Below are 26,329 nucleotides of genomic sequence, written 5' to 3' on the forward strand. Positions count from 1 at the left end.
AACAGAAGTTTGAGAAAGGATTACTTCTTGCGCATCGGAGGCAAATCCGTGCACACGCCTTCCGCGACCTCCGCCGCCATGCCAACCGACTCGCCCAGCGTCGGATGCGGGTGGATGGTCTTGGCAATATCAACCACATCCGCGCCCATTTCGATCGCCAAAGCGATCTCGCTGATCAAATCGCCTGCATGCGTACCGACAATGCCGCCACCCAGAATACGGTGCGTTTCGGCATCGAACAGCAGCTTGGTAAAGCCCTCGTCGCGGCCGTTCGCAATCGCGCGGCCCGATGCCGCCCAGGGGAACAGGCCCTTTTCGACCTTAATACCCTGCTTCTTGGCCTCGTCCTCGGTCAACCCCACCCATGCGACTTCCGGATCGGTGTAGGCTACCGACGGGATCACACGGGCATCGAAGAACGACTTCTGACCAGCCGCGGCTTCTGCTGCCACATGGCCTTCGTGCACCGCCTTGTGCGCCAACATGGGCTGGCCCACGATGTCGCCGATCGCATAAATATGCGGCACGTTGGTGCGCATTTGACGATCGACTTCGATAAAACCGCGATCCGTCACGGCGATACCGGCCTTGTCGGCGGCGATCTTCTTGCCGTTCGGGCCGCGGCCCACGGCCTGCAACACCAAGTCGTAACGCTGCGGTTCTTTCGGTGCGCCCTCGCCTTCGAAACTGACGTAGATACCGTCTTTTTTCGCTTCGGCGCCGACGGTCTTGGTCTTGAGCATGATGTTGTCAAAACGGCCGGCATTCATTTTCTGCCAGACCTTGACCAGATCACGATCCGCACCTTGCATCAGGCCGTCGAGCATTTCCACGACGTCCAGACGTGCACCCAAGGTGGAATACACCGTGCCCATTTCCAGGCCGATGATCCCGCCGCCGATGATCAGCATTTTTTTCGGGATTTCACGCAGTTCCAATGCGCCGGTCGAGTCGACGATGCGCTCGTCGTCAGGCAGGAACGGCAATTTCACCGATTGGCTGCCCGCCGCAATGATGGCGTTTTTGAAACGGATGGTTTGCGTCTTGCCGTCGGCGCTCTTGACCGACAAGTGATGCGGATCGGCAAACTCGCCGACACCCGTGACCACCTTGACCTTGCGCGCCTTGGCCATGCCAGCCAAGCCGCCTGTCAGCTTCGCAACTACGCTGTCCTTGTAGCCACGCAGCTTGTCCAGATCGATCTTGGGTTCGCCAAAGCTGATCCCATGAGCAGCCAGCGCACGCGCTTCGTCGATGACGGCTGCGTTGTGCAACAGCGCCTTGGACGGAATGCAGCCTACGTTCAGGCAGACACCACCCAGCGTCTCGTAACGCTCGACCAGCACGACGGACAGGCCCAGGTCTGCCGCACGGAAAGCCGCCGAATAACCGCCGGGGCCCGCGCCCAGGACCAGCACGTCGCATTCCAGATCTGCGGAGCCGCTGTATGACGCCGCCGCCGGGGCCGGCGCGTTGTCAGCAGCCGCGGCAGCAGCCGGTGCAGGCGCAGACGAGGCCTGCGGTGCGTTGCCGTCCGCTTTCGCCTCGGCTTTGGCATTGCCGCCCGCCGGCGCGGCCTTGCCCGCATCCGCCGATGCTGCCTCAGCCGCCTCGACCTGCAGGATCACCGTGCCCTCGGCAACCTTGTCGCCGACCTTGACCTGCACGGACTTCACCACGCCGCCTGCGGACGCGGGGATTTCCATGGACGCCTTGTCGGATTCGACCGTGATCAGGCTTTGTTCGGCCTTGATCGTGTCGCCCGCGGCAACCAGCACCTCGATGACTTCGACTTCCTTGAAGTCACCGATGTCGGGTACCTTGATATCAACCAATGTGCTCATGAGGCCCCCTTACAGCAAAATGCGGCGGAAGTCGGCCAGCAACTGACCCAGGTACGCGTTGAAACGCGCGGCGGCAGCACCGTCGATGACACGATGGTCGTAGGACAGCGAGAGCGGCATCGTCAGGCGCGGCACAAACTGCTTGCCATCCCAGACCGGTTTTTGCGCCGAACGCGACACGCCGAGGATAGCGACTTCAGGTGCATTGATGATGGGCGTGAAGTGCGTGCCGCCGATCCCGCCCAGCGACGAAATCGAGAAGCAACCGCCCTGCATTTCCGCAGGAGAGATCTTGCCTTCGCGGGCCTTCTTGGACAGTTCGCCCATTTCCTTGGCGATATCGATGATGCCCTTCTTGTCCGCATCGCGGATGACTGGCACGACCAAACCGTTGGGCGTATCAGCAGCAAAACCGATATGGAAGTATTGCTTGTAGACCAACTGATCGCCATCGAGCGACGCATTGAACTCGGGGAATTTCTTCAGCGCGGCAACAACGGCCTTGATCAAGAACGCCAGCATGGTGACTTTGACACCGGCTTTTTCGTTCTCTTTGTTCAAGGTCACGCGGAAGGCTTCCAGGTCGGTGATGTCCGCTTCGTCATTGTTGGTGACGTGCGGGATCATGACCCAGTTGCGGTGCAGATTCGCACCCGAGATTTTCTTGATGCGCGACAGCGGCTTGGCGTCGATCGGACCGAACTTGGTGAAGTCGATCTTCGGCCACGGCAAGAGGCCCAGCGCCGCGCCATCGGCACCGCCCGAGGCAGCAGCTGCGGGTGCTGCCAGCGCCTGCTTCACAAAGGCGCGCACGTCGTCGGCCGTGATGCGGTCTTTCGGGCCCGAGCCTTTGACCTTGCTCAAGTTAACGCCCAATTCGCGTGCGAACTTGCGTACCGAAGGCGACGCATGCGGCAGTTGACCAGGCTTCAGGCCCGGATCTTCGAGCGCGGCAGCGGGTGCGGGTTTGGCGGCCGGCGCGTCAGGAGCTGCGGCAGGCGCCGGGCTGCTGGCAGCCGGTGCAGCGGCCGCGGCTGCGGGTTGTGCGCTGGGCTGTGCAGCGGCCGAGGGCGCCGCACTGGCGCCGCCCTCGACCACCACGATCACGGTGCCCTTGGCGACCTTGTCACCCACCTTGGTCTTGAGTTCCTTGACCACACCACCCGCCGATGCCGGGATTTCCATCGAGGCCTTGTCGGACTCGACAGTAATCAGGCTTTGCTCGGCCTTGATGGTGTCGCCCACGGCGACCATGACTTCGATGACTTCGACTTCCTTGAAATCGCCGATATCGGGCACGGCGATTTCCACCAAGCCGCCGCCTTTCTGGCCCTGCTCTGCCGGCGCGGCTGAAGCCGCAGCAGGAGCGGCAGGCGCAGCCGCCGGAGCAGCCTCGGCTGCAGGGGCTGCCGCGGGCGCGGCCTCAGCCGCCGCTTCGCCCGCCTCGATTTCCAGGATGACAGTGCCTTCGGCGACCTTGTCGCCGACCTTGACTTTGACGGACTTGACGACACCACCAGCCGAGGCCGGGATTTCCATCGAAGCCTTGTCGGATTCAACGGTAATCAGGCTCTGCTCGGCCTTGATGGAGTCACCCGCCGCGACCAGCACTTCGATGACTTCGACTTCTTTGAAATCACCGATGTCGGGTACCTTGATTTCCACGAGTTTGCTCATGTCTGTTTACCTTCAAGCGTGGTGCGGGTTGGCTTTTTCCGGGTTGATGCCGTATTTCTTGATGGCCTCGGCGACCTTGGCGGCGGGGACTTTGCCCTCGTCGGCCAGGGCGCGCAATGCGGCCAACACCACGAAATGGCGATCGACTTCGAAGTGCTCGCGCAGCTTGTAGCGGAAATCCGAACGGCCAAAACCATCGGTGCCCAGTACGCGATAGGTGCGGTCCTTGGGTACAAACGGACGGATCTGGTCGGCAAACAACTTCATGTAGTCGGTCGACGCGATGATCGGGCCTTCGGTCTTTTCGAGTTGCTGCGTGACGTAGGGCACTTGCGGCTTTTTCTGCTCCGGGTTGAGCAGATTATGGCGATCGGCATCCAGGCCATCGCGGCGCAGCTCGGTAAAGCTGGTCACGCTCCATAGATCCGAGGCGACGCCCCAGTCGGATTCGAGCAATTCCTGAGCCGCCATGACTTCGCGCAGGATGGTGCCCGAGCCCATCAGTTGAACGCGGGTCTTGCCCTTGCCGTGCGACTTGAGCTTGTACATCCCTTTGATGATGCCTTCCTCGTCGCCCTTGGTCAGACCGGGCTGCGGGTAGTTTTCGTTCATCACCGTCAGGTAGTAGTACACGTTCTCCTGATCTTCGACCATGCGCTTCAGACCGTGCTGGATGATCACAGCCAGCTCGTGACCGAACGTCGGGTCGTACGACACGCAATTCGGAATGGTCGAGGCCAGCAGATGGCTGTGACCGTCTTCGTGCTGCAAGCCCTCGCCGTTCAACGTGGTACGGCCGGCCGTGCCACCCAGCAAGAAGCCACGCGCCTGCATATCGCCCGCTGCCCAGGCCAGATCGCCAATGCGCTGGAAGCCGAACATCGAGTAATAGATGTAGAACGGCACCATGATGCGGTTGTTCGTCGAATACGACGTAGCCGCCGCAATCCACGAGCTCATCGCGCCGGCTTCGTTGATGCCTTCCTGCAGCAGTTGGCCATCGGCGGATTCTTTGTAGTACATGACCTGGTCTTTATCGACCGGCACGTACTTCTGCCCTTCCGGCGCATAGATACCGATCTGGCGGAACAGGCCTTCCATACCGAAGGTACGCGATTCGTCGGCCAGGATAGGCACGACGCGCGAGCCGAGGTCTTTATCGCGCAGGATCTGGTTCAACACACGCACAAAAGCCTGCGTCGTCGAGATCTCGCGGCCTTCGGACGTGGGTTCCAACACGGCCTTGAATGCGTCCAGCGCGGGGGCCTTGAGCTGCTCGTCGGCCTTGGCGCGGCGCTTGGGCAGATAGCCGCCCAGTGCCTTGCGGCGTTCGTGCAGATACTTCATTTCCGCCGAGTCTTCGGCCGGCTTGAAGTACGGCAGTTTTTCGAGCTGGTCGTCGGGGATCGGGATCGCGAAACGATCGCGGAATTCGCGGATCGATTCCAACTCGAGTTTCTTTTGCTGGTGAGTCGGGTTCTTGGCCTGGCCCACTTGGCCCATGCCGTAGCCCTTGATGGTCTTGGCCAGGATGACGGTGGGTTGACCGGTATGGGTGCTGGCTGCCTTGAAGGCCGCGTAGACCTTGTGAGGATCGTGGCCGCCACGGTTCAGGCGCCAGATGTCCTCATCGCTCATGCGCGAGACGGCTTCCAGCAGTTTCGGATGCTTGCCAAAGAAGTGTTCGCGCACGAACTTGCCATCGTTGGCCTTGTACGCCTGGTACTCGCCGTCGACGGTTTCTTCCATGATCTTGCGCAGGATGCCTTCCTTGTCGTGCGCCAGGAGCGGATCCCAGTAGCCGCCCCAGATCAGCTTGATCACGTTCCAGCCCGACCCACGGAAGTCGCCTTCGAGTTCCTGGATGATCTTGCCGTTACCGCGCACCGGTCCGTCCAGACGCTGCAGGTTGCAGTTGATGACAAAGATCAGGTTGTCGAGCTTTTCACGAGCGGCCAGCGCAATCGCGCCCAGCGACTCGGGTTCGTCCATTTCGCCGTCGCCGCAGAATACCCAGACCTTGCGCTGGCTCGTGTCGGCCAGACCGCGGGCATGCAGGTATTTCAGGAAACGGGCTTGGTAGATCGCCATCAGCGGGCCCAGGCCCATCGACACCGTCGGGAACTGCCAGAAATCCGGCATCAGCTTGGGGTGGGGATACGACGACAGGCCCTTGCCATCGACTTCCTGGCGGAAATGGTTGAGCTGCTCTTCGGTCAAGCGGCCTTCGAGGTAGGCGCGACCGTACATGCCCGGCGAGGTGTGGCCCTGAAAATACACCAGGTCGCCGCCATGGCTTTCGTCTTCGGCATGCCAGAAATGGTTTTGCCCGCAGCCGATCATGGTGGCCAGCGAGGCAAACGAGGCGATGTGGCCGCCCAGATCGCCGCCATCGGGCGGGTTATGCTTGTTGGCCTTGACCACCATGGCCATGGCGTTCCAGCGCACATAGGAGCGAATACGCGATTCCAGCTCGAGATTACCGGGGTGAGCCGGCTCTAATCCAGGCGGAATGGTGTTGACGTAGGCCGTGTTGGGCGAAAATGGGATATGCGCCCCCGAACGACGGGCCTCGTCAATCAGGCGTTCCAGCAGGTAATGGGCACGCTCGGGACCTTCGCGGTCGAGCACGGCAGCCAGGGCTTCAAGCCACTCTTGGGTTTCTAGAGTGTCTTCGTCGTTGGCGGCCGATAGCGCGCTAGCCTGGGCATTAGAGGACATCGTATGTCTCCTGTGGGAGTTCTGAGCAGGCCCGCTCCAATGTCATGGACCGGGCAATCCAAAGGGGTCCGGCTCCTGGCCGGGGCGTGTTTTGCCGCCTGAACGGTCAATGCTATCGCGTCAGGCAGCAAGTACGAAACGCGAAGATTAACCTGTCTGCGTGAAAATTTCATGTTGCGGTACGGCATTTCATAATGTGGAATAATGACAAATTCCTGAATCGATTTTCCTCATCATGACAGACTCCGGCGCCCTGCACTGCACACGCAGGCGCAACACGCTCTAAAATGCCGGGTCTATCTGTGCCGACTGTCATGTCCAGCCCTTACAAATCCAGCATTCCCAATTCGTTTCACGACCACGCTCGCAAACGCCGGCGGGGCGTGTATTGGGTCACGCCAGCAGTGGTGCTGATCCTGTATCTGTGCGTAATGGGTGCGTTTTTCTGGCTGCAGCGCCTGCACGACGACAGCGTCATGTTCGTGACCATCGACCAGGAAGTCCGCCAACAGCGTCTGACCTGGGTCGTGCTGGCACTGTCGTGTGTGATCATCATCAGCTTGCTGATGCTGTGGCGTTACACCCGTTTCCGCTCGGCCGCCGAAGCCGCCTTGATTGCCGAGACCGGTTTTCGCCGCGCCATGGAAAACTCCATGTCCACGGGGATGCGCGTGCTCGACATGGAGGGCCGCATCGCTTACGTCAATCCGGCGTTCTGCCGCATGATCGGCTGGAACGAGGCGGATCTCATTGGACGCAGTCCCCCTTTCCCCTATTGGGTGCCGGGCCGGCACGAGCAACACCAGCACACGCTCGATGTGCTTACTTCGGGCAAAACCCCCAGCAGCGGACTCGAAATCGAGGCTCAGCGCCGCGACGGCTCGCGCTTTACTGCGCGGATGTACGTCTCGCCCCTGCTCGACCCCAATGGCACGCAAATCGGTTGGATGACCTCGATGACAGACATCACCGAGCCGAAACGCATTCGCGAGGCCTTGACCGCCGCGCACGAGCGTTTCATGACCGTGCTCGAGGGGCTGGACGACGCGATTTCCGTGACAGCCGATACCCATGACGGCCTGGAACTGCTGTTCGCCAACCGCACCTACCGTCGCGTGTTCGGAGCGCAGACCGGTGGACACAACGAGCTGCTGGCACGACGCCGGGGCCGGTTCACCGACGAAGCGATCGAAATCTTTGCCCCCTCGGTACAGCGCTGGTTCGAGGTGCACCACCGCATGCTGGCCTGGACCGACGGCCGCCGCGTGCGCATGCAAGTCGCGCGCGACATCACCGAGCGCCGGGACCACGAAGAAGCCTCCCGCGTGCAGCAAGAAAAAATCCAGCTCACCAGCCGCCTGACCACCATGGGTGAAATGGCCTCGTCCTTGGCCCACGAGTTGAATCAACCCCTGACTGCCATCGCCAACTACAGTATGGGCGCCGTTGCGCTGGTCAAGGCTGGCCACACCAGCCCCACCATGCTGCTGCCCGCACTGGAAAAAGCCGCCTCGCAGGCCGAGCGCGCCGGCAAGATCATCAGCCGCATCCGCGAATTCGTAAAACGCAGCGAACCGCGCCGCCAGCGCGTGCCAATCAGCCGCATCGTCGACAATGCCATCGGTTTTGCCGATATCGACGCACGCAAACGCCGCATCCGCATTGATTCGTTTGTGCCGTCGAGCGCGCCCGATGTGCTGGCCGACCCGATTCTGATCGAACAGGTATTGCTCAATCTGCTGAAGAATGGCCTGGAGGCCATGGACAAGAGTGATTCCGACGAACTCAAGGTCGCTGTCATTCCCCATGAGCAGCAGATCGAAGTGGCCGTCGTCGACCGTGGCCATGGCCTGACGGATCCCGAGCGCCTGTTCGAGCCCTTCTTCAGCACCAAGACCCAGGGCCTGGGCATGGGCCTGAATATCTGCCGTACCATTATTGAATCGCACCACGGCCGTCTCTGGGCGGATCCAAATCCCGCCGGCGGTACGATTTTTCGATTTACACTGCCCTGCGCCGCGCCTGAAAAACCCGCGCAGAACGATCAGCCCGAGGAGTTACACGCATGAACACCCCCCCCCAGTCGAGCACGGTATTCATTGTCGATGACGACGAAGCGGTACGCGATTCATTGCGCTGGCTGCTCGAAGCCAACGGTTATCGCGTGCGTGCTTTCGCCAGCGGCGAGACCTTTCTCGAGGAATATGATCCCAGCCAGATCGGCGTCTTGATCGCCGACGTGCGTATGCCCGGCATGAGCGGCCTCGAGCTGCAAGAGCAGCTGCTGGCCCGCAACGCCCCGCTGCCCATCGTGTTCATCACCGGTCACGGCGATGTCCCCATGGCAGTATCCACGATGAAAAAGGGCGCGGTCGATTTCCTGGAAAAGCCTTTCAATGAATCGGACCTGCGGGAGATCGTGGCCCGCATGCTCGAGCAAGCGACCCAGCGCATCAGCCAATTCCAGGCCCAAAAAGACCACGAAGCCATGCTGGCCCGCCTGACCGCGCGCGAGCAGCAAGTATTGGAACGCATCGTCGCTGGCCGCTTGAACAAACAAATCGCCGACGATCTGGGCATCAGCATCAAAACGGTGGAAGCGCATCGCGCCAACATCATGGAAAAACTGGAAGTCACCACTGTCGCCGACCTGATGAAAGTCGCGCTGGCAAAACCCGAGGCACACGCATGACCCTGCAGGACCCTTCTACACCCGCCGTCCAAGGCGCACGCATCATCGACGGCACCGCCCTGTCGCAACGCATCCGCGAAGAAGTCGCACAACGTGTGCAGGCCCTCGCCGCCAAGGGCACCCGTCCCGGCCTGGCCGTCGTGCTGGTCGGCGAAGACCCCGCCTCGCAGGTCTATGTACGCAACAAGGTCGCCGCCTGCGAAAAGGCTGGCCTGCATTCCATCAAAGAGCAATACCCCGCGGACATGTCCGAGGCCGATCTGCTGGCCCGCATCGACGCGCTGAACCGCGATCCGTCCATTCACGGCATCTTGGTGCAGTTGCCGCTGCCGCCGCACATGGACAGCCACAAGGTCATCGAGGCCATTTCGGCTGAAAAAGACGTGGACGGTTTCCACATCAGCAACGCCGGCCTGTTGATGACAGGCCAGCCTCTGTTCCGCCCCTGCACGCCCTACGGCGTGATGAAAATGCTGGAATCCGAGGGCGTCACCCTGCGCGGCGCCGAGGCGGTCATCGTGGGCGCCAGCAACATCGTGGGCAAGCCCATGGCCATGTTGCTGCTGCAAGCCGGCGCCACCATCACGATCTGCAACTCGAAGACCCGTGACCTGGCCGCGCAAACGCGCCGTGCCGATGTACTGGTAGTTGCGACGGGCAAACCGGGCATGATCACCGGCAGCATGATCAAGCCGGGTGCGGTCGTCATCGACGTCGGCATCAATCGTGGCGCTGATGGCAAACTCTGCGGCGATGTGGATTTTGCTTCGGCCCGCGAAGTCGCTGGTGCCATCACGCCGGTGCCTGGCGGAGTTGGTCCTATGACGATCGCCATGCTGCTGGTCAATACCGTTGAGGCAGCTGAACGCGCGGCAGCGTGACGTGTGACAACGATGCCAGGGACCATCAAAAATCCGTGGCATCGTTGACTACCGCATCAGGCTCCTATCGAAACCGGAACCACAACGCCCACAACATGAACACGCCACCCACCATGAACAGGGCCTGATATCCCCTGACGATGGGTCGCTGATGGCGCAAGAACCCTCGCACAGGCTGGCGATCCAGATTGGCGGCATTATGCGTGGTGTGAAATTGGGCCATTGAGCTCACACCCTTTTGCGCCAACGCCGCAAAAAAATTGAGCAGAAAAATCATCAAGACCGCCATGTACAGCTTGACGCCCAGCAGCAGTGCTGCTGCCAAACCCGGGGAACCCTGCTGCCCTGAAAACTTGATGCTCTGACCATGTTTCGTCAGCAGGATCGCCACTGCACTCAGCACGGCGTGCACTGCCAGCACCATCAAAAAATGCATAGCCACCGTTTTGAACGGTTTTCTCAGCGTAACGCCAAAGAAATAGGCCAATAACAAAACCAAAGACGCTCCCCACATCAGCGTCTTCACAAGAATATCCATCATCCCAATCGCCTCTGAACTGCGATAAGCTGCGCAGCAGGGAGGGCATTTTATCGCCGGAGAGTTCCCCCGCCGGGGCCACCCTTGTTTTCCCCACAAACGCCCTCATCTTTATCGCATTCCGTCCCATTCGCAGCGACACCGCACATGACTCAAAATCCCCTGCTAGCCCCCGTCTCCGACCTGATCGACTATGCCACCGTGCAGCCCGCGCACATCGTGCCCGCCATCGAGGAACTGCTGATCGGCGCGCGACAGGCTGTTGATACAGCGGCGGATCCGAGCCTGCCGGCCGATTGGGAATCCGTGGTGCAACCGCTGGATACGGCGTCAGAGCGTCTATGGCGTGCCTGGTCCGTTGCGGGTCATCTGAATGCCGTGGTCAACACACCTGAGCTGCGCGAGGCATATAACGCCGCCCTGCCACTCGTGACGGAATTTTCGACCTGGGTGGGCCTGCACGAGGGGCTGTACAAACAATACCAACGCCTGCGTGCCGCCAGCGATTTCGACAGCTGGGATCCGGTACGCCGCCGCGTCATCGAACTGGCGCTGCGTGATTTCCGCTTGAGCGGCGTCGAGCTGCAAGGCGAAGCCCGCGAGCGCTATGCCGAGATCTCCGACCGCGAGGCTCAAGTGACGCAAAAATTCTCGGAAAACGTCCTCGATTCCATCGACGCCTGGTCGCTGCTCATCGAAGACGAATCCCAGCTTGCAGGTTTGCCCGCCGACGTACTGCAGGCCACTCGCCAGGCCGCTCAGGACGACGGCCAGACCGGCTGGAAACTGACGTTGAAAATGCCGTGCTACCTGCCCGTCATGCAATACGCACGCGACCGCGATCTGCGCGAACAGATGTACCGTGCCTATGGCACCGTAGCCTCTGAGCAAGGCGACACACGTTTTGATAACTCCCCTCTCATCGAGGAACTGCTGTCCCTGCGCGCCGAGGAATCCGGCCTGCTGGGCTTTGGCACCTTTGCCGCGTTGCGCCTGCAAACCCGCATGGCCCGCGACGCCGACGAAGTCACCGGTTTTCTGCGCGACCTCGCATCGCGTGCCCGTCCCTACGCCGAACGCGACCTGGCCGAGATCAAGGCCTTTGCCGCCAGCGAGCTCGGACTGGCTGAGCTCGAGCCATGGGACATCCCCTACGCATCCGAGCGCCTGCGCGAGACGCGCTACGCCTACTCCGAAGACGAAATCAAACAGTACTTCACCGAGCCTCGCGTGCTCGAAGGCCTGTTCCAGGTCATCGAATCCTTATTCAACGTACGCCTGCGCGAGACCGACGTCTCGCGCTGGCACGCCGACGTACGCGGCGTCCGCGTCGAATCGCCCGAGGGTGCGCTGATCGGCCACCTGTACCTCGACCTCTACGCCCGTGCCGGCAAACAAAGCGGCGCCTGGGTCGACAGTGAGCGCAGCCGCCGCCGTCTCGGCGATCATGTCCAAACGCCAGTCGTCTACCTGACCTGCAACTTTGCCCGCCCCGGCGACGGCAAGCCCGCTTTGCTCACCCACGACGACGTCATCACGCTGTTCCACGAAACCGGCCACGCGCTGCATGCCTTGCTCTCCGAAGTCGACGAGCCTGGCGCCTCGGCATTCTCCAGCGTCGAATGGGACGCCATCGAACTGCCCTCGCAGTTCATGGAAAACTTCTGCTGGGAATGGCCCGTCGTGCAACGCCTCTCGGCCCACGTCACCAGCGGCGAGGCCCTGCCACGTACGCTTTACGACAAACTCGTCGCCGCCCGCAATTACCAAAGCGGCATGCAGACCGTGCGTCAAATCGAATTCGCGCTATTCGACATGCTGCTGCATAGCCGTAGCGACGGTGCAACCATCGAGCAAACCATGGACCTGCTCCAGCAAGTCCGCAAAGAAGTCGCCGTCTTGTTCCCCCCCGCCTGGCACCGCTTCCCCCACGCCTTCTCGCACCTGTTCGCCGGCGGCTACGGCGCCGGCTACTACAGCTACAAGTGGGCCGAGGTCCTGTCCGCCGACGCCTACGAGGCATTCGAAGAAGCCGCCAAAGCCAACGCCAACAGCGCGACGGGCACCCTGGATCCCATCACCGGCGCCCGCTACCGCAAAGAAATCCTCGCCGTCGGCGGCGCCCGCCCCGCAGCAGAATCCTTTGCCGCCTTCCGCGGCCGCGCTCCCCGCATCGACGCCTTACTGCGCCACAGCGGCATGGCAAACTAACCCACGACTCCTCCTGATGGCGCGAGCTCGTCGCCCCCAGAAGCCGTGACAATGCAAACGTGTCACGGCCGAATAGACATAACGATGCGAGCCTGCCACACCCGTACAAACCCGACGCCCTGAGTGTGTAGCACCCGCACAAACTTGACGCCCTGAGCCTCTCGCACCCGTACGAACCTGACACCCTGAGTGTGTCGCCCCCGGACAAACTTGACGCCCTGAGTTTGTCGTGGCCGGGCAGGCGTGAGGGCGGAGCCTGTTGGAGGCTGCCGAGTCCGTGGACAATCGGCGGGGGCAGTCCGGGGGCCATGTTTGAGTGGAGCGCAGCGGAGCGAGTTTGGCCCCCGGCCCGCCGATTGTCCGCGGACGAAGGCCGAGCTCCCGTTCAGGGAGCGAGTCAGCCGACCAGGCCCCGCCCTCACGCCTGCCCGGCCGCGACAAACGGCTCAAGAACCCCTACGCCCCGCAACCAACAACGCCCTCAGCTAGAATCAGGCCATCCGCGTTCAGCGTTAACTGACACCACATGCCTGCCATCCTCACCCGCCACCTCTGGCGCGCCCTGCTGCTAGCCACCTGCACCCTGCTCGCCGCCTGCGGAGATCGAGCCGTCAACTGGACCCTCTACGACGTCAAAGGCCACCTGCCAGACCTGCAATTCCAATTGCCCGGCGCAGGCGGAAAAACCGTCTCCAGCGACGACCTGAAAGGCAAAACCGTCATGCTGTTTTTCGGCTACGCCAGTTGCCCCGACATCTGTCCCACCACCATGGCGCAACTCACCGCCGTCCTCGAACAACTCGGCGACGACGCCCAAAACGTACGCATCCTATTCGTCAGCGTCGACCCCCACCGCGACACCCCCGACAAACTCCAGGCCTACGTCGATGCCTTCAACAAACAGGCCATCGGCGTCACCGGCACCGAAAAACAGATCGCCGATCTCGCCCGCCGTTATCGCGTCGCCTATCAAATCGAAAAACCACGCCCGGGCGACTCCGCCGAAATCTACGACGTCAGACACAGCCGCGGCGTCTATATTTTCGACAACACCGGCAAAGCCCGCCTGCTGGCCTCAGACACCGAAAGCACCGCAGACATCGTCAAGGACATGCGCCAGTTAGTCGAGCTGACCCGCTAAGGCGATCAGCCCTCCATTGAGCGCAAATCCAGCGGCCGGTTATCGATGATGGCCTCCATGCTGAAAAACCCCGTCACCGTCGCCAACTCGAACCCCGTAATCAGCCGCTGGTAAAACCGGTCGTACCCCGCCATCCCCCGGCAGACCACCTTGATCAAATAATCCCAATCGCCCCCAATGCGATAAAACTCAGTCACCTCGGGCAACTGATCCACGTGCTGACGAAACGCATCCGCCCAATCCTTGGAATGGCGGCTCGTCCGTATCATCACGAACACCGTCAGGTCGAAGCCCAATTCGACCACATTCACCTCGGCGCGCGTGCCGCGAATGATCCCGCAGCTATTCAAACGCTGCAGCCGACGCCAGCAGGCGTTTTGCGACAAACCGACACGATCCGCCAGCTCCCGCTGCGACAGCGCGCCGTCTCTTTGCAAGCAAGAGACAATAGCCATATCAAATTTATCTATTTTTTCCATAAATCAGATCATACGACCCAAATTCCACGATTTTCCGGAAAATTTAGGTGATGTTTCAAATTTCCTTCCATCGTATGATATTTGGACACTTCGGCATGACCACAAAGACGGCATAGATGGATACCCACACAGTCGCAACGCCCGCCACGCTGGGCTTGTTGCAGCAGTTTCAAGCAGACCTCGACACAGGCGACATCATCGCCTCCCTCGCTGACGGACTCATCGGTCAGGACGCAGTCGTCCAAGGCCCGTATGGCCCCAAACCGCTGATCTACGCCGACTATGTCGCCTCGGGCCGGGCGCTCATGCAAGTCGAGCGCTTCGTGCTGGAAAAAGTCCTGCCCTATTACGCCAACTCGCATACCGAAGCCTCATATTGCGGCGGGTTCATCACCCGCCTGCGCCGCGAAGCACGCGCTGCCATCGCGCAATGTTGCGGCGCTACGGCCGAGCATGCCGTGATCTTCGCCGGCTCGGGCGCAACAGCGGGGATCAATCGACTCGTACATTTGTTCGGAGTAGATGCAGCTATCAAGGCTGGCAAAAAAGTCCGCGTCATCATCGGTCCCTACGAACATCACTCCAATATCTTGCCCTGGCGTGAATCCGGCGCCGAACTCATCGTGCTCGCCGAAAGCCCCCAGGGCGGCCCCGATCTGAACGACCTGGACGCCGCCCTGAAAACGGACGACGATACCTTGGTCATCTGCGCCCTATCGGCCGCCTCGAACGTGACCGGCATCGTCGCAGACGTCCCCGCCATCACACGCCAGGTGAAAAAAGCCGGCGCAAAAATGCTGTGGGACTATGCCGGCGGCGCACCTTACCTGCCCGTACAACTGTCGCCCGCCACCGACGCCCCCATCGACGCGATCGTCTTTTCACCCCATAAATTCCTCGGCGGCCCTGGCGCCTCGGGCGTCCTGATCGTACGGCGCGACGCCGTCCTGAACACCACCCCCACATGGCCGGGCGGGGGCACCGTCAAATTCGTCTCTCCTCTCAATCATGATTACAGCGACAGCCTCGAATCTCGCGAAGAAGCCGGCACACCCAACGTCATCGGCGACATCCGTGCCGCACTCGCAGTCTTGGTCAAAGAGGCCATCGGCGCGCCGTTCCTGCAGCAACGCCAGGCAGCGCTGGTGCAACGCGCGCTGGCCACATGGCAAGACGCACCGCAAATCGAACTGCTCGGCTCGCTGACGGCCGAACGTCTACCCATTTTCTCGTTCCGCGTACGTAACGGCCAAGGCGGTTTTGTCCATCAACAACTGATCACCCGCATGCTGAGTGATCGATTCGGTATCCAAGCCCGCGGCGGATGCGCCTGCGCCGGACCCTATGTGCACGATCTGCTCGACATCGACGCTGACGAATCGACCCGCATGCGGCAAGCCATTCTCGACGGCCGTGAAATCGAAAAACCTGGCTTCACCAGACTGAATCTCAGCGTCCTGCTGACGGACGCCAAAGTCGATTTCATTTTGGCATCGGTATTGACGCTGGCAACGGACGCGACGCAATTCGAACACCAGTACGGATTCGACCCTAGCCGCGCGATTTTCACACCCCTGAACACCGTTGCGAATGCCACACAGATGTGACAACCGATCAGTGTTGTTGTACAAACACCCTGAATACGAGTTGTTACACTGCGATCCCCCGCGGTGAGTATCATCAGAGCGTTTACCCATCGCCTAACAGGAGTGTGCGAATGAGCATTATCATCATGATCATCGTTGGCTTTGTCGTCGGTCTGATTGCCCGCGCCATCATGCCTGGAGATCAGTCCATGGGAATCATCTTTACGACGATTCTCGGGATTGTGGGTTCTGTCGTCGCGGGCTTTCTCGGCCAGTCGATGGGTTGGTATGCCCCGGGCGAACCGGCGGGTTGGATTGGTTCCGTCGTTGGCGCCATCATCGTCCTGTTCGTGGTCGGCATGATCGCTAAAAAACGCGGCTGAACAGCGCGGGAAAGATCAGCGGCGCGCGCATGCTGCGCGTCGCCATTTCACGATCGTTTTTTGCGCATCACTGCTTGATGCGCGTAAGGCAAAAAGAAACGGGCGGCTCTTGATCAAGAGCCGCCCGTTTTCTTTTCTACCGCTGATACTTATTTAACCGCTGACGTAGCGCCACCTTGTGCAGCAGCTGCCGCGCCAGCATCCTGCGCAGCCACCGTTTTCTCGGTCCAACCACCGCCCAGCACCTGATACAGCGTGATCAGATTAGACAACCTGGACAAACGCGTTTCCACCAACACCTGCTGTGCGGCAAACAGCGAGCGCTGCGAATCCAAGACACTCAGATAGTCATCCACGCCTTGGTCAAAACGCTGTCGCGACAAATCATAGGCACGCTGATATGCCGCCACCAGTTGCTGCTGTGCCACGATCTGCGTCCGGTAGGTTCCCTGCCCCGCCAAGGCGTCGGCCACCTCACGGAAAGCCGTCTGGATAGTCTGCTCGTAGGTTGCGATCTGAATGTTCTTGCGTACCTTTGCGACATCCAACCCTGCCCACAGCGAGCCGCCGGCAAAAATCGGCATCGTGATCGACGGCGCAAAACTCCACGCCCCCGACCCCGCGTCGAACAAACCGCCCAGGCTGGAACTGGCCGTGCCCGCGCTACCCGTCAAACTGATGGTCGGGAAAAACGCGGCGCGTGCGGCACCGATATAGGCGTTAGCGGCCCTTAGTTGATGCTCCGCGGCCCGGATATCAGGACGGCGCGCCAACAAATCCGAAGGCAATCCGGCCGGCAACGACTCGGGCACAACGCCGTCAGGCAAGATCTTTGCCTGATCCAGCTGCGCCACCACGTCATCCGGCAAAGGCTGACCCACCAACAACACGAGCGCGTTGCGAGCCTGCGCCACCAGTCGCGTATACGTCGACAGATCACGCTGCGCCGTACGCAGTGACACTTCGGCCTGGCTCAGATCCAACTCCGTTGCCACACCCGCGTCATAACTCTGTTTTGTCAGCTGGTACGAATCCTGTTGCGAAGTCAGCGTCGACTGCGTCAGGCTCAGCAGTTCCTGATCCGCGCGCAGCGTCAGATACGCGGTCGCGGTTTCGGAAATCAACGACAGCTGCGTCGCAATACGCGTCTCGTCCTGGGCCAGATAAGTTTCCAGTGCCTGGTCGCTCAGACTGCGGATGCGGCCAAACAGATCCAGTTCCCATGACGCCGTGCCGCCGACCTGATAGGAACGGGTGATATTGCTGCTGCCCGTGCTGCTCAGATCCGCAGGCAAGCGCTGTACCGAACCGTCGCCGCCGACACCCACACCAGGCAGCAAGTCGGCTCGCTGAATGCGGTATTGCGCGCGGGCCTCCTCGACATTCAACGCCGCAACACGCAGGTCACGATTGGCCGTCAGCGCCATCGAGATCAGGTTTTGCAACAGCGGATCCGAATAGAAATCACGCCAACCGATATCGGCCACGGGACCTTGCCCAGACCCTTGGGACTGGCCCGCTTGCGTATAGGCCTCGCCCGTCGGATAGGCGGCACTCACCGGCGCCTCGGGACGCTCGTAAGTCGGCGCCAGCGAGCAACCAGCCAAGGCAGTCACCAGCGTCGTCATGAGGAAAAGACCCCCACGCCGCGCCTTCAGCTCGCTGCCCCCCGAGGGGGCGTTTTTTGCCTTGAGGCGGCTCGGCGTCAAAAAAGATCGCTGCATTCTAACGTTCATCATTGCGGTTGCTCCCCAGGCTGGGTCGACGCTGAGTGCGGCAACGCGCGGTTATCGTCCTGTGGCTCGTCATCATCGTCGTCATGCCGCTCGCTCAAGCGCTTGATCTTGAACACGCGCAACATCACGACAAAGAAAGCCGGCACAAAGAAAATGGCCAAGAAGGTGCCTGCCAACATACCGCCAATCACACCGGTACCAATGGCGTGCTGGCTACCCGAGCCTGCGCCGTTCGAAATGGCCAGCGGCACGACGCCCAAGATGAACGCCATGGACGTCATCAGGATAGGACGCAGACGTTGGCGCGCCGCATGCACGGCCGCCTCGACCAGGCTGGCGCCTTCTTCGTAGTGCGCCTTGGCGAACTCCACAATCAAAATGGCGTTCTTGGCACTCAGGCCCACCGTGGTCAACAGCCCCACCTGGAAATACACGTCGTTCGACAAGCCACGCAACAAGGTCGCAACCAGCACGCCAATCACGCCCAACGGCACGGCCAGCATCACCGACGTCGGAATCGCCCAACTCTCGTACAGCGCGGCCAGGCACAGGAACACCACCAACAGCGAGATCGCATACAGCGCAGGCGCCTGTGAGCCCGACAGACGTTCTTCGAACGACAAGCCTGTCCATTGATAGCCCACACCGGTCGGCATGGTCGACGCGATGCGTTCCATTTCCGCCATCGCCTCGCCCGAGCTGTAGCCCGGCGCCGGATTCCCCTGAATGTTAAACGACGCCACGCCGTTGAAACGATCCAGACGCGGCGGGCCAAACACCCACTCCGCCGACGAGAAGGACGAGAAAGGCACCATCTCACCGCTCGAGTTGCGCACGTACCACTTCTTCAGATCCTCGGGCAACATGCGCGAGTCGGCCTGACCCTGCACATAGACGCGTTTCACACGTCCACGGTCCAGGAAGTCGTTCACATAGGAACTGCCCCACGCCGTAGACAGCGTACTGTTGATGTCCGAAACGGCAACACCTAAAGCACGGGCTTTTTCCCGGTCGATGTTCAGTTGATACTGCGGCTGATCCACCATCCCGTTCAGACGCGTACCCACCAGGACAGGGCTCTTGGCGGCTTCGGCCAGGAACTTGTCCCGGGCCTCGGCGAGCTTTTCATGCCCCAGGCCGGCCTGATCCATCAACTGGAAGTCAAAGCCCGACGCGTTACCCAGCTCCATCACTGCAGGCGGTGCAAACGCGGCCACGCGAGCATCATGCAAATGCGTGGCAAAGAACGCATTGGCTCGCTGTGCCAACGCGCCCACCTTTTGCTCGGCGTCGGGACGCTCCGCCCAATCACGCAGTTTGACGAACATGATGGCCGAGTTCTGGCCGCGGCCGCCAAAGCTGAAGCCGTGCACGGCAAACACCGAGGCAACGACGTCCTTTTCGTCTTCCAACAGATAACGTGTGGCTTCACGCACCGTCTCGCTCGTGCGTTCCGCGGTAGAGCCCGTCGGCGCCTGCACTTGGACGAACAGAATCCCCTGGTCTTCCTCAGGCAGGAACGAGGTTGGAATACGCGTAAACAGCCAGCCCATGATCAACACGAGCAGCAGATAGATCAGCATCAATCGCTTGGTACGGCTCAAGCCGCGCGCAACCGAATTCGCATAGCCGGTGGTCGAGCGATCGAACATCCGGTTGAACCATCCGAAAAAGCCTTTCTTGGTACCGTGGTGCCCCTTGGGGATGCGTTTAAGCATCGTCGCGCACAACGCGGGGGTAAATACGATAGCCACCAACACCGACAGCGTCATCGCCGCCACGATGGTGATCGAGAACTGGCGATAAATCACGCCCGTCGACCCGCCAAAGAAAGCCATCGGCACAAACACCGCCGACAACACCAGCGCAATACCTACCAGCGCGCCTGTGATCTGGCCCATCGATTTTCGTGTCGCCTGCTTGGGCGACAAGCCCTCCTCGGCCATCACCCGCTCGACGTTTTCCACCACCACGATTGCATCGTCCACCAGCAAGCCGATGGCCAACACCATCCCGAACATGGTCAACGTATTGATGGAATAACCGAACATCGCCAACACGGCAAATGTGCCCAACAGCACCACCGGCACCGCCAAGGTCGGAATCAACGTCGCCCGGAAGTTCTGCAGGAACAGATACATCACCAGGAACACGAGAATGACGGCCTCGATCAGCGTGTGAATCACACTCTCGATCGACAACGACACGAATGGCGAGGTGTCATACGGGTACACTACCTCCATGCCCGGCGGGAAGTACGGCTTGAGCGTATTGATCGTGTGGCGCACGGCCTCGACCGTGTCGAGCGCGTTCGCGCCCGGGGCCAGCTTGATACCCAGACCCGTCGCAGGCGTCCCGTTGTAGTAGCTGTCGATGGAATAGCTCTGCGCACCCAGCGACACTGTTCCCACGTCACGCAGGCGCACCTGCGAGCCGTTGCTATTGACCTTCAGCAAAATCTCGCCGAACTCTTCGGCCGTCTGCAGACGCGTCGGGCCGATGACAGTGGCGTTCAGCTGCTGGCCACGCACAGACGGCAAGCCCCCCAGAGAGCCAGAGGATACCTGTACGTTCTGCTCTGAGATCGCGTTGACCACATCGCTGGTCGTCAAGTTGAAGTTCAGCAATTTGGCGGGATCCAGCCAGATCCGCATCGCGTATTGCGAGCCGAACAACTGAAAGTCACCTACCCCTTGCGTACGGCTGATCGGATCCTGCACGTTAGCCGCGACATAGTTGGCCAAGTCTTCCTTGGCCATGCTGCCATCGGTCGAAATGAAGCCGGCAAAAATCAGGAAGTTCTTGGTCGCCTTGGTGACGCGTATCCCTTGCTGTTGCACCTCTTGCGGCAACAAGGGCTGTGCCACGGCCAGCTTGTTCTGCACCTGCACCTGTGCCGTGTCGGGGTTAGTGCCCTGCGTGAACGTCAGCGTGATGGTCATGCTGCCGTCAGAGTTACTTTCCGACGTGATGTAGCTCAGGTTATCGATGCCGTTCATCTGCTGTTCGATGACTTGCACCACGCTATCCTGCACCGTCTGGGCCGACGCACCCGGGTACGTCACCTGGATGCTGATGGCGGGCGGAGCAATATTCGGATACTGCGCTATCGGTAACTTCAGGATCGACAGAATCCCCGCCAGCATCAAGCAGATGGCGATGACCCAGGCGAAGACTGGCCGATCAATAAAAAACTTGGCCATGCGGGCTCCTTACTTGGCCGCGGCGGCGGGGGCTGCTGACGGCGTCGCGGCAGCAGCGGCCGATTTCGCCTCGAATTCTTTGGCAGTCACTTCGACACCCGGCTGTACGCTTTGCAAGCCCTCAACGATGACCTTGTCACCGGCCTTCAGGCCATCCGTGACCAACCATTGGTCGCCCACAGTACGATCGGTTTTCAACACACGCAGCTCAACCTTGTTTTCGGCGTTCACCACCAAAGACGTTGGTTGACCGCGCTGATTACGCGTAACGCCGCGCTGCGGCACCAACAAGGCCTGCGTCGCAGTGCCCTCGAGAATGCGGGCGCGCACGAACATGCCAGGCAGCAGTTTGTGATCGGGATTGGGGAACACCGCGCGCAGGGTCACCGAGTCGGTGCTTTCGTCGACCGTGATTTCGGAAAACTCCAGCGAGCCTTCCACAGCATAGTTTTGGCCGTTGGAGAGCACCAACGACACCCGAGCGGAATCCTTGCTCATGTCACGCTGCAGCAATCCGCTCTCGATCGCATTGCGCAGGCGCAGCAACTCAACGCTGGATTGCGTCACATCCACATAGATCGGATCGATCTGCTGCACAGATGCCAATGCAGCCGTCTGATTCGCCGTCACCAGCGCGCCTTCTGTGACCGACGAGCGGCCGATGATGCCCTCGATAGGCGACAGGACCTTGGTGTACACCAAGTTGATCCGCGCCGTATCCAATGCGGCCTTGGCCGACTGCACGTCGGCGGCAGCCTGGTCGCGCGTCGCAACGGCATCGTCATAGGTCTGGCGGCTGACTGCTCGGGTTTCGGTCAGCGGCTTATAGCGTTGCACCAGCAGATTGGCGGTCTTTAACTGAGCCTGGGCGCGCGCCAACGCGGCCTGCTGACTATCAAGGCTGGCTTGGTACAAAGCAGGGTCGATCTGGTAGAGCTGCTGGTCGGCCTTGACCTCGCCACCCTCAGTGAACAAGCGCTTCTTGATGATGCCGTTGACCTGCGGACGAACTTCCGCCACTCTGTAGGCCGAGGTGCGGCCAGGCAATTCGGTCGTCAACACCACCGGGCGCGTCGCCAAGGTCACGACGCTGACTTGGGGCTTGCCTCCCGCCGGAGCTTCTGCAGTCTTGCTGCAAGCCGCCAACGCCAGCGCGGTCGCTGCGAGGGTCAAAACAGCGGCGCCACGCCGCATTCCGTTGTAGTTCATACCATCCTTTCCGAGCTATAACGTGCCCGCACCACCCTTTGCGGCGTGGTACTCGCAGCCCTGATTCACTGATTCACGATTCGAACCGCACAGTGCCCCAATGTTGCACTGCGCAACGCGGTATTTTGCTTTATCCCAATTGAGAAACAAAGTAGGAAAAAGCGAAAACATCATCCCATATATGGAATAATCCTTCATTCACCATCATTAAGAGCTTCGCCATGAAACGCCTGCAAGGCATGGAACTCTTTGTCGAAGTCGCCAAAACCTGCAATTTCGGCCGGGCTGCCAACAATCTGGGGATCCCCAAATCAACGCTGTCCCGTCAGGTAGCCGAGCTGGAACGCTCGCTGGGGCTGCAATTGCTCAGCCGCACCACACGTAAAGTACAACTGACCGAGGCGGGCGAGCTATATTTCGCGCGCTGCCAACGCATTGTTTCAGAAGCCCAGATCGCTCACGAAGAGCTGCAAAAACTGGTCGAAACGCCCTCGGGACCCTTGCGGGTCAATATGCCGGCCGATTTTGGCACTGATTTTCTGGCTGAAGCCTTTCTGGAATTTTCTCAACGCTATCCTGAAGTCACCTTTTATTTAGATCTGGCCAGTCCCGAGCATGCCGGGCGGGTATTCCAGACATGCGACATTTCCATCGAGATCGGCGCCCTGCCCGATTCCACCCAGATTGCACGCCTGTTAGGACGGCTATCGGCCTATCTCTACGCATCGCCGCAATACCTGAAGCGCCACGGCACTCCGCAACACCCGAGTGACTTGACCCGCCACGAATGCATAGAGTTCCGCGCCGACAATAGCCGCGTGACACGATGGCCGCTATCGCGCGGGGACGAACGCATCGAGATCACGCCCAGCAACCGCTTTTCCGTCAACAGCATGGCCATGGTGCGCAGCCTGGCATCACTGGGCGCGGGCATTGCCATTCTAGGCCCGACACAAAGCGTATTTCAGGACGTCGAGGAGCAACGCTTGCAACGCGTCCTGCCAGACTGGCAAGCCGGGCCGTTTCCGGTCCATGCTGTCACCGACACGCGGCTCCTGCCCGCCAAAACCCGGATTTTCATCGAGTTCCTGATGGAAAGACTACGCGACGGCAAACTCGTAGCGCAGGATAGCGCGGACTTATTAATTTAAATTAAGACGAGTAATCGGCTGAAACAGCTGTCACAAGTTTGGCCTTTAAAAACGCTCGTCGTCCCGTAAATATCGCCACTGCCCTTGCGGCAGATTTCCCAGTCGGACCCGGCCGATACGCACGCGTTTCAATCCCAAGACCCGCAGGCCCACGAGTTCGCACATACGGCGGATCTGGCGTTTTTTGCCCTCGCGCAGGATAAAACAGAGTTGATCGTCGTTTTGCCAACGGACCTGGGCGGGACGCAGGGGCTTGCCATCCAGCGACAGGCCGTGATTCAACAGGGCCAGGCCACGGTCGTCCAGACGGCCCTGCACGCGTACGAGGTATTCCTTGTCTACGTCGGAGTCCTCGCCGATGAGTTGACGGGCGATGCGGCCATCCTGGGTCAGCACGAGCAAGCCCTGGGAATCGATATCCAGCCGGCCTGCGACAGCGAGGCCCTGCAGATGGGTTCGGGAAAATCGCAGCGGCGAGCGGTCATTGGCGTCACGCGAACGGGCATCGATCAGGGCGACGGCGGGGGTATAGCCTTTTTCGGCCTGACCCGATACGTAGCCGACGGGTTTGTTGATCAGGATGGTGACGCGAGAGGTCTGTTGCGCCTGGGCTGCGCGTTCCAGTGTGATGACTTGGTCGGGATAGGCTTTGGCGCCGAGCTCGGATACGACGACGCCGTCGACCTTGACCCAACCGCGCTCGATATAACTATCGGCCTCACGCCGCGAGCATAGGCCGCGCTCGGACATCAGTTTTGAGATTCGTACTTTTTCCATATGCCTTGGTGGTCTGCTACGCGACCGACGGTGTGGGCGTGTAGCGAAGGGGGTATTTTATAGGCTGAACGAGACTGGGATGCTTGGACGGCATTACTGGACAGCGCTATATGGCTTCTCGTGCCCGAGCGCATTCATTCAGACCCTTGTTCCGTTAACGTCGTGGCGTTCTTAAACCGTTTCTGCCGCGTGCCCAGTGCCGCGCCGGCCCTATCACTACGGCTCGGCCGCAACACCAGGCGGCCTCGGCCCCGCTGCGCGGAGCTGCCCTCCGATCTACGGGCCGGCGCGGCACTGGGCACGCGGCAGAAACTCACGGTGTAGGCATGCCTCGAGAATGTTTGCGATCTGGCTCTTTCGTCTCGGACGGTAAGGTCCGGCCGATGAGGTCTCGGATTTCATCTGTTGCCGGCGACTTGGCATAATAACGGGTATGACAGCCTTTCTTCCTCTTGCCACTGGTTGGCAGCCTGCGGTCGCGCCTTCGTTGACTCCTACTCATAAATTCTGGTTGATGCGTCCTGGCGCGTTGACGGCCGGGTTGCGGCAGTTGGGCAAAATGGATTTGCGCGTGTTGAATGAATATGCCGAAGGCGTATCGCTGGATGAGGCCCGTGGAATGGGGCTTGAGGTGGCACGTCCTGTTTGGGTACGGGAAATCCTGATGTCCGTGGATGGTGTGGATAGCGTGGTGGCGCGCAGCCTAACGCCGTTGGCAGCTTCGCATGGCGTGTGGCAAGGGATACGGCGGCTACGCACGCGGCCGTTGGCAGACATGCTTTATCACGACCGTACGATTCAACGCTCGCCGTTTGTCTGCCGCAAATTGGCTTCGCCCGTACCGTTTTATGCGACAGCGCGGGGGGTGCAGGCCGAGGGAGACAACGGTGCGCTGTGGGCGCGGCGTTCGGTATTTTGGCGATATGGGCAGCCGCTGTTGGTTGCCGAATGCTTTTTGCCGGGCTTTTGGCAGATCGTGGAACAACGTTCGGCTACGTAGCGATTCAGCAGACTGGTTGGCGGTCCAACCAGTCGACCAGGCCGGCGCAGATCGGCATCCCGTACGAATCGCGGCAAGCCACGCCTTGCCACAGAAAAAATGATCTAGCGCCAGACTTCGGGCTCGACAGTCACCTGCCCTTTGTCTGCGGACACAAAGGCGGCGCCGTCTTGTATGTTGACATGTACATCCATCGTGCGTTCGGCCAATTCGCCGAGTTCGCGTGTTTGGCCGGTAGGCAAGTGTATGACGCGCAGATTGCGGGCGCGTTCGAGTTTGTTACGCACGCCGTCCCACCATACGGTGCTGGCATGGCCGCCGTAGCAATAGACAATGACTTGTTCGGCACGGCCACAGGCTTTCAAGATACGGCGTTCGTCGGGTTGGCCGACTTCGATCCAGAGAGCGATCGCGCCAGTCAGGTCTTTCAACCACACATCGGGCTCGTCGGTATCGCTCAAACCTTTGGTGAACGCCAAGCCTTCTTGCGCATGCAGGGCAAAAGCCAGCAAGCGCACCATCATGCGTTCGTCCGTTTCCGAGGGATGACGTGCGATCGTCAGCCCATGACTGCCGTAGTAATGGCGGTCAGAGTCGGCGATGTGCAGGTCGGCTTTGTAAATCGTTGCGCGCAGGGCCATGGAGGTATTTAGTGGCTGGGGCCGGTTTTGGGAAAGGGGCTAATCATACTCGGGACGTGAGGGCATGTCGTAACGCGGGCTTAGGCCATACAGCGGAGTCATGCCGTGATTTGGGTTCTTTAGGCGCCGGAGTCCGCCGTGTAAAAGGGGTGCCGGCCCTATCGCCGCGACTCGGCCCATGACCAGGGGCCTCGGCCCGCTTCGCGGGCTGAATCGCGGCTCTACGGGCCGGCACCCCTTTTACACGGCGAACTCCGACTCGCGCTGTCTCCACGTTACGGATGATCCTGCAGTCAGGGGCATATCATTGCCGGGGCATGCCACTACTGTGAGTCCGTGTCGGGGGCCTGAAAGCCTCACCGGGCCGTAGAGCGGCGATTTAGCCCGCGCAGCGGGCCGAGGCCCCTGGTTGTCCTGGTCCAGTTATTTTGGACACGAGGATAGGACTTTTTAAAGAGT

The 26,329-nt window shown here is 60.5% G+C and carries 19 protein-coding genes; 9 read left to right on the plus strand and 10 right to left on the minus strand.

The window, feature by feature from the left end; genetic code table 11:
- Positions 1 to 20 precede the first annotated feature (20 nt).
- Genes lpdA through aceE form a run of 3 tightly spaced genes read right to left on the minus strand, consistent with a single transcriptional unit; the run spans position 21 to position 6,242 of the window.
- Complete coding sequence (gene lpdA, locus ACYVI2_RS25045) at positions 21 to 1,844, minus strand: dihydrolipoyl dehydrogenase (protein ID WP_415822075.1); 1,824 nt, start codon at positions 1,842 to 1,844, stop codon at positions 21 to 23.
- A gap of 9 nt (positions 1,845 to 1,853) precedes the next feature.
- Positions 1,854 to 3,521: a dihydrolipoyllysine-residue acetyltransferase gene (gene aceF / locus ACYVI2_RS25050; RefSeq protein WP_415822074.1), complete on the minus strand. Its 1,668-nt coding sequence runs from the start codon at positions 3,519 to 3,521 to the stop codon at positions 1,854 to 1,856.
- 12 nt (positions 3,522 to 3,533) lie between these two features.
- Positions 3,534 to 6,242: a pyruvate dehydrogenase (acetyl-transferring), homodimeric type gene (gene aceE, locus ACYVI2_RS25055; protein WP_415822073.1), complete on the minus strand. Its 2,709-nt coding sequence runs from the start codon at positions 6,240 to 6,242 to the stop codon at positions 3,534 to 3,536.
- 314 nt (positions 6,243 to 6,556) lie between these two features.
- On the opposite strand from aceE, the gene ACYVI2_RS25060 reads away from it, so the two are divergent.
- From ACYVI2_RS25060 to folD, 3 genes are read left to right on the plus strand one after another with little or no spacing between them, the layout of a single operon-like run.
- Complete coding sequence (locus tag ACYVI2_RS25060; RefSeq protein WP_415822072.1) at positions 6,557 to 8,311, plus strand: PAS domain-containing sensor histidine kinase; 1,755 nt, start codon at positions 6,557 to 6,559, stop codon at positions 8,309 to 8,311.
- On the plus strand, positions 8,308 to 8,934 hold the full coding sequence (locus ACYVI2_RS25065; protein WP_094821538.1) for a response regulator transcription factor: 627 nt from the start codon (positions 8,308 to 8,310) through the stop codon (positions 8,932 to 8,934). Before ACYVI2_RS25060 ends, ACYVI2_RS25065 begins: the two co-directional genes overlap by 4 nt.
- Positions 8,931 to 9,815: a bifunctional methylenetetrahydrofolate dehydrogenase/methenyltetrahydrofolate cyclohydrolase FolD gene (folD, locus tag ACYVI2_RS25070; protein WP_415822071.1), complete on the plus strand. Its 885-nt coding sequence runs from the start codon at positions 8,931 to 8,933 to the stop codon at positions 9,813 to 9,815. Before ACYVI2_RS25065 ends, folD begins: the two co-directional genes overlap by 4 nt.
- A gap of 64 nt (positions 9,816 to 9,879) precedes the next feature.
- Here the strand turns inward: folD and ACYVI2_RS25075 are convergent, their stop codons facing one another.
- Positions 9,880 to 10,356, minus strand: a complete 477-nt coding sequence (locus ACYVI2_RS25075) for a hypothetical protein (protein ID WP_415822070.1) — start codon at positions 10,354 to 10,356, stop codon at positions 9,880 to 9,882.
- 144 nt (positions 10,357 to 10,500) lie between these two features.
- Here ACYVI2_RS25075 and ACYVI2_RS25080 point away from each other — a divergent pair, with 144 nt between their 5' ends.
- Complete coding sequence (locus tag ACYVI2_RS25080; RefSeq protein WP_415822069.1) at positions 10,501 to 12,564, plus strand: M3 family metallopeptidase; 2,064 nt, start codon at positions 10,501 to 10,503, stop codon at positions 12,562 to 12,564.
- Positions 12,565 to 13,090: 526 nt separating this feature from the next.
- Positions 13,091 to 13,705, plus strand: a complete 615-nt coding sequence (locus ACYVI2_RS25085; protein ID WP_415822068.1) for an SCO family protein — start codon at positions 13,091 to 13,093, stop codon at positions 13,703 to 13,705.
- Between the two features lie 5 nt (positions 13,706 to 13,710).
- Here ACYVI2_RS25085 and ACYVI2_RS25090 read toward each other — a convergent pair whose 3' ends face one another.
- On the minus strand, positions 13,711 to 14,184 hold the full coding sequence (locus ACYVI2_RS25090) for an Lrp/AsnC family transcriptional regulator (RefSeq protein WP_415822067.1): 474 nt from the start codon (positions 14,182 to 14,184) through the stop codon (positions 13,711 to 13,713).
- Positions 14,185 to 14,300: 116 nt separating this feature from the next.
- On the opposite strand from ACYVI2_RS25090, the gene ACYVI2_RS25095 reads away from it, so the two are divergent.
- Complete coding sequence (locus ACYVI2_RS25095) at positions 14,301 to 15,791, plus strand: aminotransferase class V-fold PLP-dependent enzyme (protein ID WP_415822066.1); 1,491 nt, start codon at positions 14,301 to 14,303, stop codon at positions 15,789 to 15,791.
- Between the two features lie 110 nt (positions 15,792 to 15,901).
- Positions 15,902 to 16,153 (plus strand): GlsB/YeaQ/YmgE family stress response membrane protein, encoded by a 252-nt coding sequence (locus ACYVI2_RS25100; protein ID WP_415822064.1) that lies wholly within the window; start codon positions 15,902 to 15,904, stop codon positions 16,151 to 16,153.
- Positions 16,154 to 16,302: 149 nt separating this feature from the next.
- Here ACYVI2_RS25100 and adeC read toward each other — a convergent pair whose 3' ends face one another.
- The 3 genes from adeC to ACYVI2_RS25115 all read right to left on the minus strand — a co-directional run bounded on the left by adeC (position 16,303) and on the right by ACYVI2_RS25115 (position 22,286).
- Entirely contained in the window at positions 16,303 to 17,781 is a 1,479-nt protein-coding gene (gene adeC / locus ACYVI2_RS25105) for an AdeC/AdeK/OprM family multidrug efflux complex outer membrane factor (RefSeq protein WP_415822082.1), read from the minus strand.
- Positions 17,782 to 17,888: 107 nt separating this feature from the next.
- Positions 17,889 to 21,092 carry an efflux RND transporter permease subunit gene (locus tag ACYVI2_RS25110; RefSeq protein ID WP_415822063.1) on the minus strand — a complete coding sequence of 1,068 codons (3,204 nt, stop codon included), beginning with the start codon at positions 21,090 to 21,092 and terminating at the stop codon, positions 17,889 to 17,891.
- A 9-nt stretch (positions 21,093 to 21,101) separates the two neighbouring features.
- A complete protein-coding gene (locus ACYVI2_RS25115; RefSeq protein ID WP_415822081.1) occupies positions 21,102 to 22,286 on the minus strand; it encodes an efflux RND transporter periplasmic adaptor subunit in 1,185 nt (394 codons plus the stop codon).
- 236 nt (positions 22,287 to 22,522) lie between these two features.
- Here ACYVI2_RS25115 and ACYVI2_RS25120 point away from each other — a divergent pair, with 236 nt between their 5' ends.
- Positions 22,523 to 23,452, plus strand: a complete 930-nt coding sequence (locus ACYVI2_RS25120) for a LysR family transcriptional regulator (protein WP_415822061.1) — start codon at positions 22,523 to 22,525, stop codon at positions 23,450 to 23,452.
- A gap of 45 nt (positions 23,453 to 23,497) precedes the next feature.
- On the opposite strand, the gene ACYVI2_RS25125 is transcribed toward ACYVI2_RS25120, so the two are convergent.
- Positions 23,498 to 24,229 carry a pseudouridine synthase gene (locus ACYVI2_RS25125; protein WP_415822060.1) on the minus strand — a complete coding sequence of 244 codons (732 nt, stop codon included), beginning with the start codon at positions 24,227 to 24,229 and terminating at the stop codon, positions 23,498 to 23,500.
- A gap of 433 nt (positions 24,230 to 24,662) precedes the next feature.
- Between ACYVI2_RS25125 and ACYVI2_RS25130 the strand changes: the two genes are divergently transcribed.
- Positions 24,663 to 25,229 (plus strand): chorismate--pyruvate lyase family protein, encoded by a 567-nt coding sequence (locus tag ACYVI2_RS25130; protein WP_415822059.1) that lies wholly within the window; start codon positions 24,663 to 24,665, stop codon positions 25,227 to 25,229.
- Positions 25,230 to 25,333: 104 nt separating this feature from the next.
- On the opposite strand, the gene ACYVI2_RS25135 is transcribed toward ACYVI2_RS25130, so the two are convergent.
- Positions 25,334 to 25,870 (minus strand): YaeQ family protein, encoded by a 537-nt coding sequence (locus tag ACYVI2_RS25135; RefSeq protein ID WP_415822058.1) that lies wholly within the window; start codon positions 25,868 to 25,870, stop codon positions 25,334 to 25,336.
- Between the last annotated feature and the right edge of the window lie 459 nt (positions 25,871 to 26,329).

This window comes from Bordetella tumbae, from assembly GCF_054780995.1.

Bases quoted from the DNA above. Each gene is read 5' to 3' on its own strand.
- lpdA (WP_415822075.1), bottom strand. From the start codon at position 1,844: ATGAGCACATTGGTTGATATCAAGGTACCCGACATCGGTGACTTCAAG.
- aceF (WP_415822074.1), bottom strand. From the start codon at position 3,521: ATGAGCAAACTCGTGGAAATCAAGGTACCCGACATCGGTGATTTCAAA.
- aceE (WP_415822073.1), bottom strand. From the start codon at position 6,242: ATGTCCTCTAATGCCCAGGCTAGCGCGCTATCGGCCGCCAACGACGAA.
- ACYVI2_RS25060 (WP_415822072.1), top strand. From the start codon at position 6,557: ATGTCCAGCCCTTACAAATCCAGCATTCCCAATTCGTTTCACGACCAC.
- ACYVI2_RS25065 (WP_094821538.1), top strand. From the start codon at position 8,308: ATGAACACCCCCCCCCAGTCGAGCACGGTATTCATTGTCGATGACGAC.
- folD (WP_415822071.1), top strand. From the start codon at position 8,931: ATGACCCTGCAGGACCCTTCTACACCCGCCGTCCAAGGCGCACGCATC.
- ACYVI2_RS25075 (WP_415822070.1), bottom strand. From the start codon at position 10,356: ATGATGGATATTCTTGTGAAGACGCTGATGTGGGGAGCGTCTTTGGTT.
- ACYVI2_RS25080 (WP_415822069.1), top strand. From the start codon at position 10,501: ATGACTCAAAATCCCCTGCTAGCCCCCGTCTCCGACCTGATCGACTAT.
- ACYVI2_RS25085 (WP_415822068.1), top strand. From the start codon at position 13,091: ATGCCTGCCATCCTCACCCGCCACCTCTGGCGCGCCCTGCTGCTAGCC.
- ACYVI2_RS25090 (WP_415822067.1), bottom strand. From the start codon at position 14,184: ATGGAAAAAATAGATAAATTTGATATGGCTATTGTCTCTTGCTTGCAA.
- ACYVI2_RS25095 (WP_415822066.1), top strand. From the start codon at position 14,301: ATGGATACCCACACAGTCGCAACGCCCGCCACGCTGGGCTTGTTGCAG.
- ACYVI2_RS25100 (WP_415822064.1), top strand. From the start codon at position 15,902: ATGAGCATTATCATCATGATCATCGTTGGCTTTGTCGTCGGTCTGATT.
- adeC (WP_415822082.1), bottom strand. From the start codon at position 17,781: ATGACGACGCTGGTGACTGCCTTGGCTGGTTGCTCGCTGGCGCCGACT.
- ACYVI2_RS25110 (WP_415822063.1), bottom strand. From the start codon at position 21,092: ATGGCCAAGTTTTTTATTGATCGGCCAGTCTTCGCCTGGGTCATCGCC.
- ACYVI2_RS25115 (WP_415822081.1), bottom strand. From the start codon at position 22,286: ATGCGGCGTGGCGCCGCTGTTTTGACCCTCGCAGCGACCGCGCTGGCG.
- ACYVI2_RS25120 (WP_415822061.1), top strand. From the start codon at position 22,523: ATGAAACGCCTGCAAGGCATGGAACTCTTTGTCGAAGTCGCCAAAACC.
- ACYVI2_RS25125 (WP_415822060.1), bottom strand. From the start codon at position 24,229: ATGGAAAAAGTACGAATCTCAAAACTGATGTCCGAGCGCGGCCTATGC.
- ACYVI2_RS25130 (WP_415822059.1), top strand. From the start codon at position 24,663: ATGACAGCCTTTCTTCCTCTTGCCACTGGTTGGCAGCCTGCGGTCGCG.
- ACYVI2_RS25135 (WP_415822058.1), bottom strand. From the start codon at position 25,870: ATGGCCCTGCGCGCAACGATTTACAAAGCCGACCTGCACATCGCCGAC.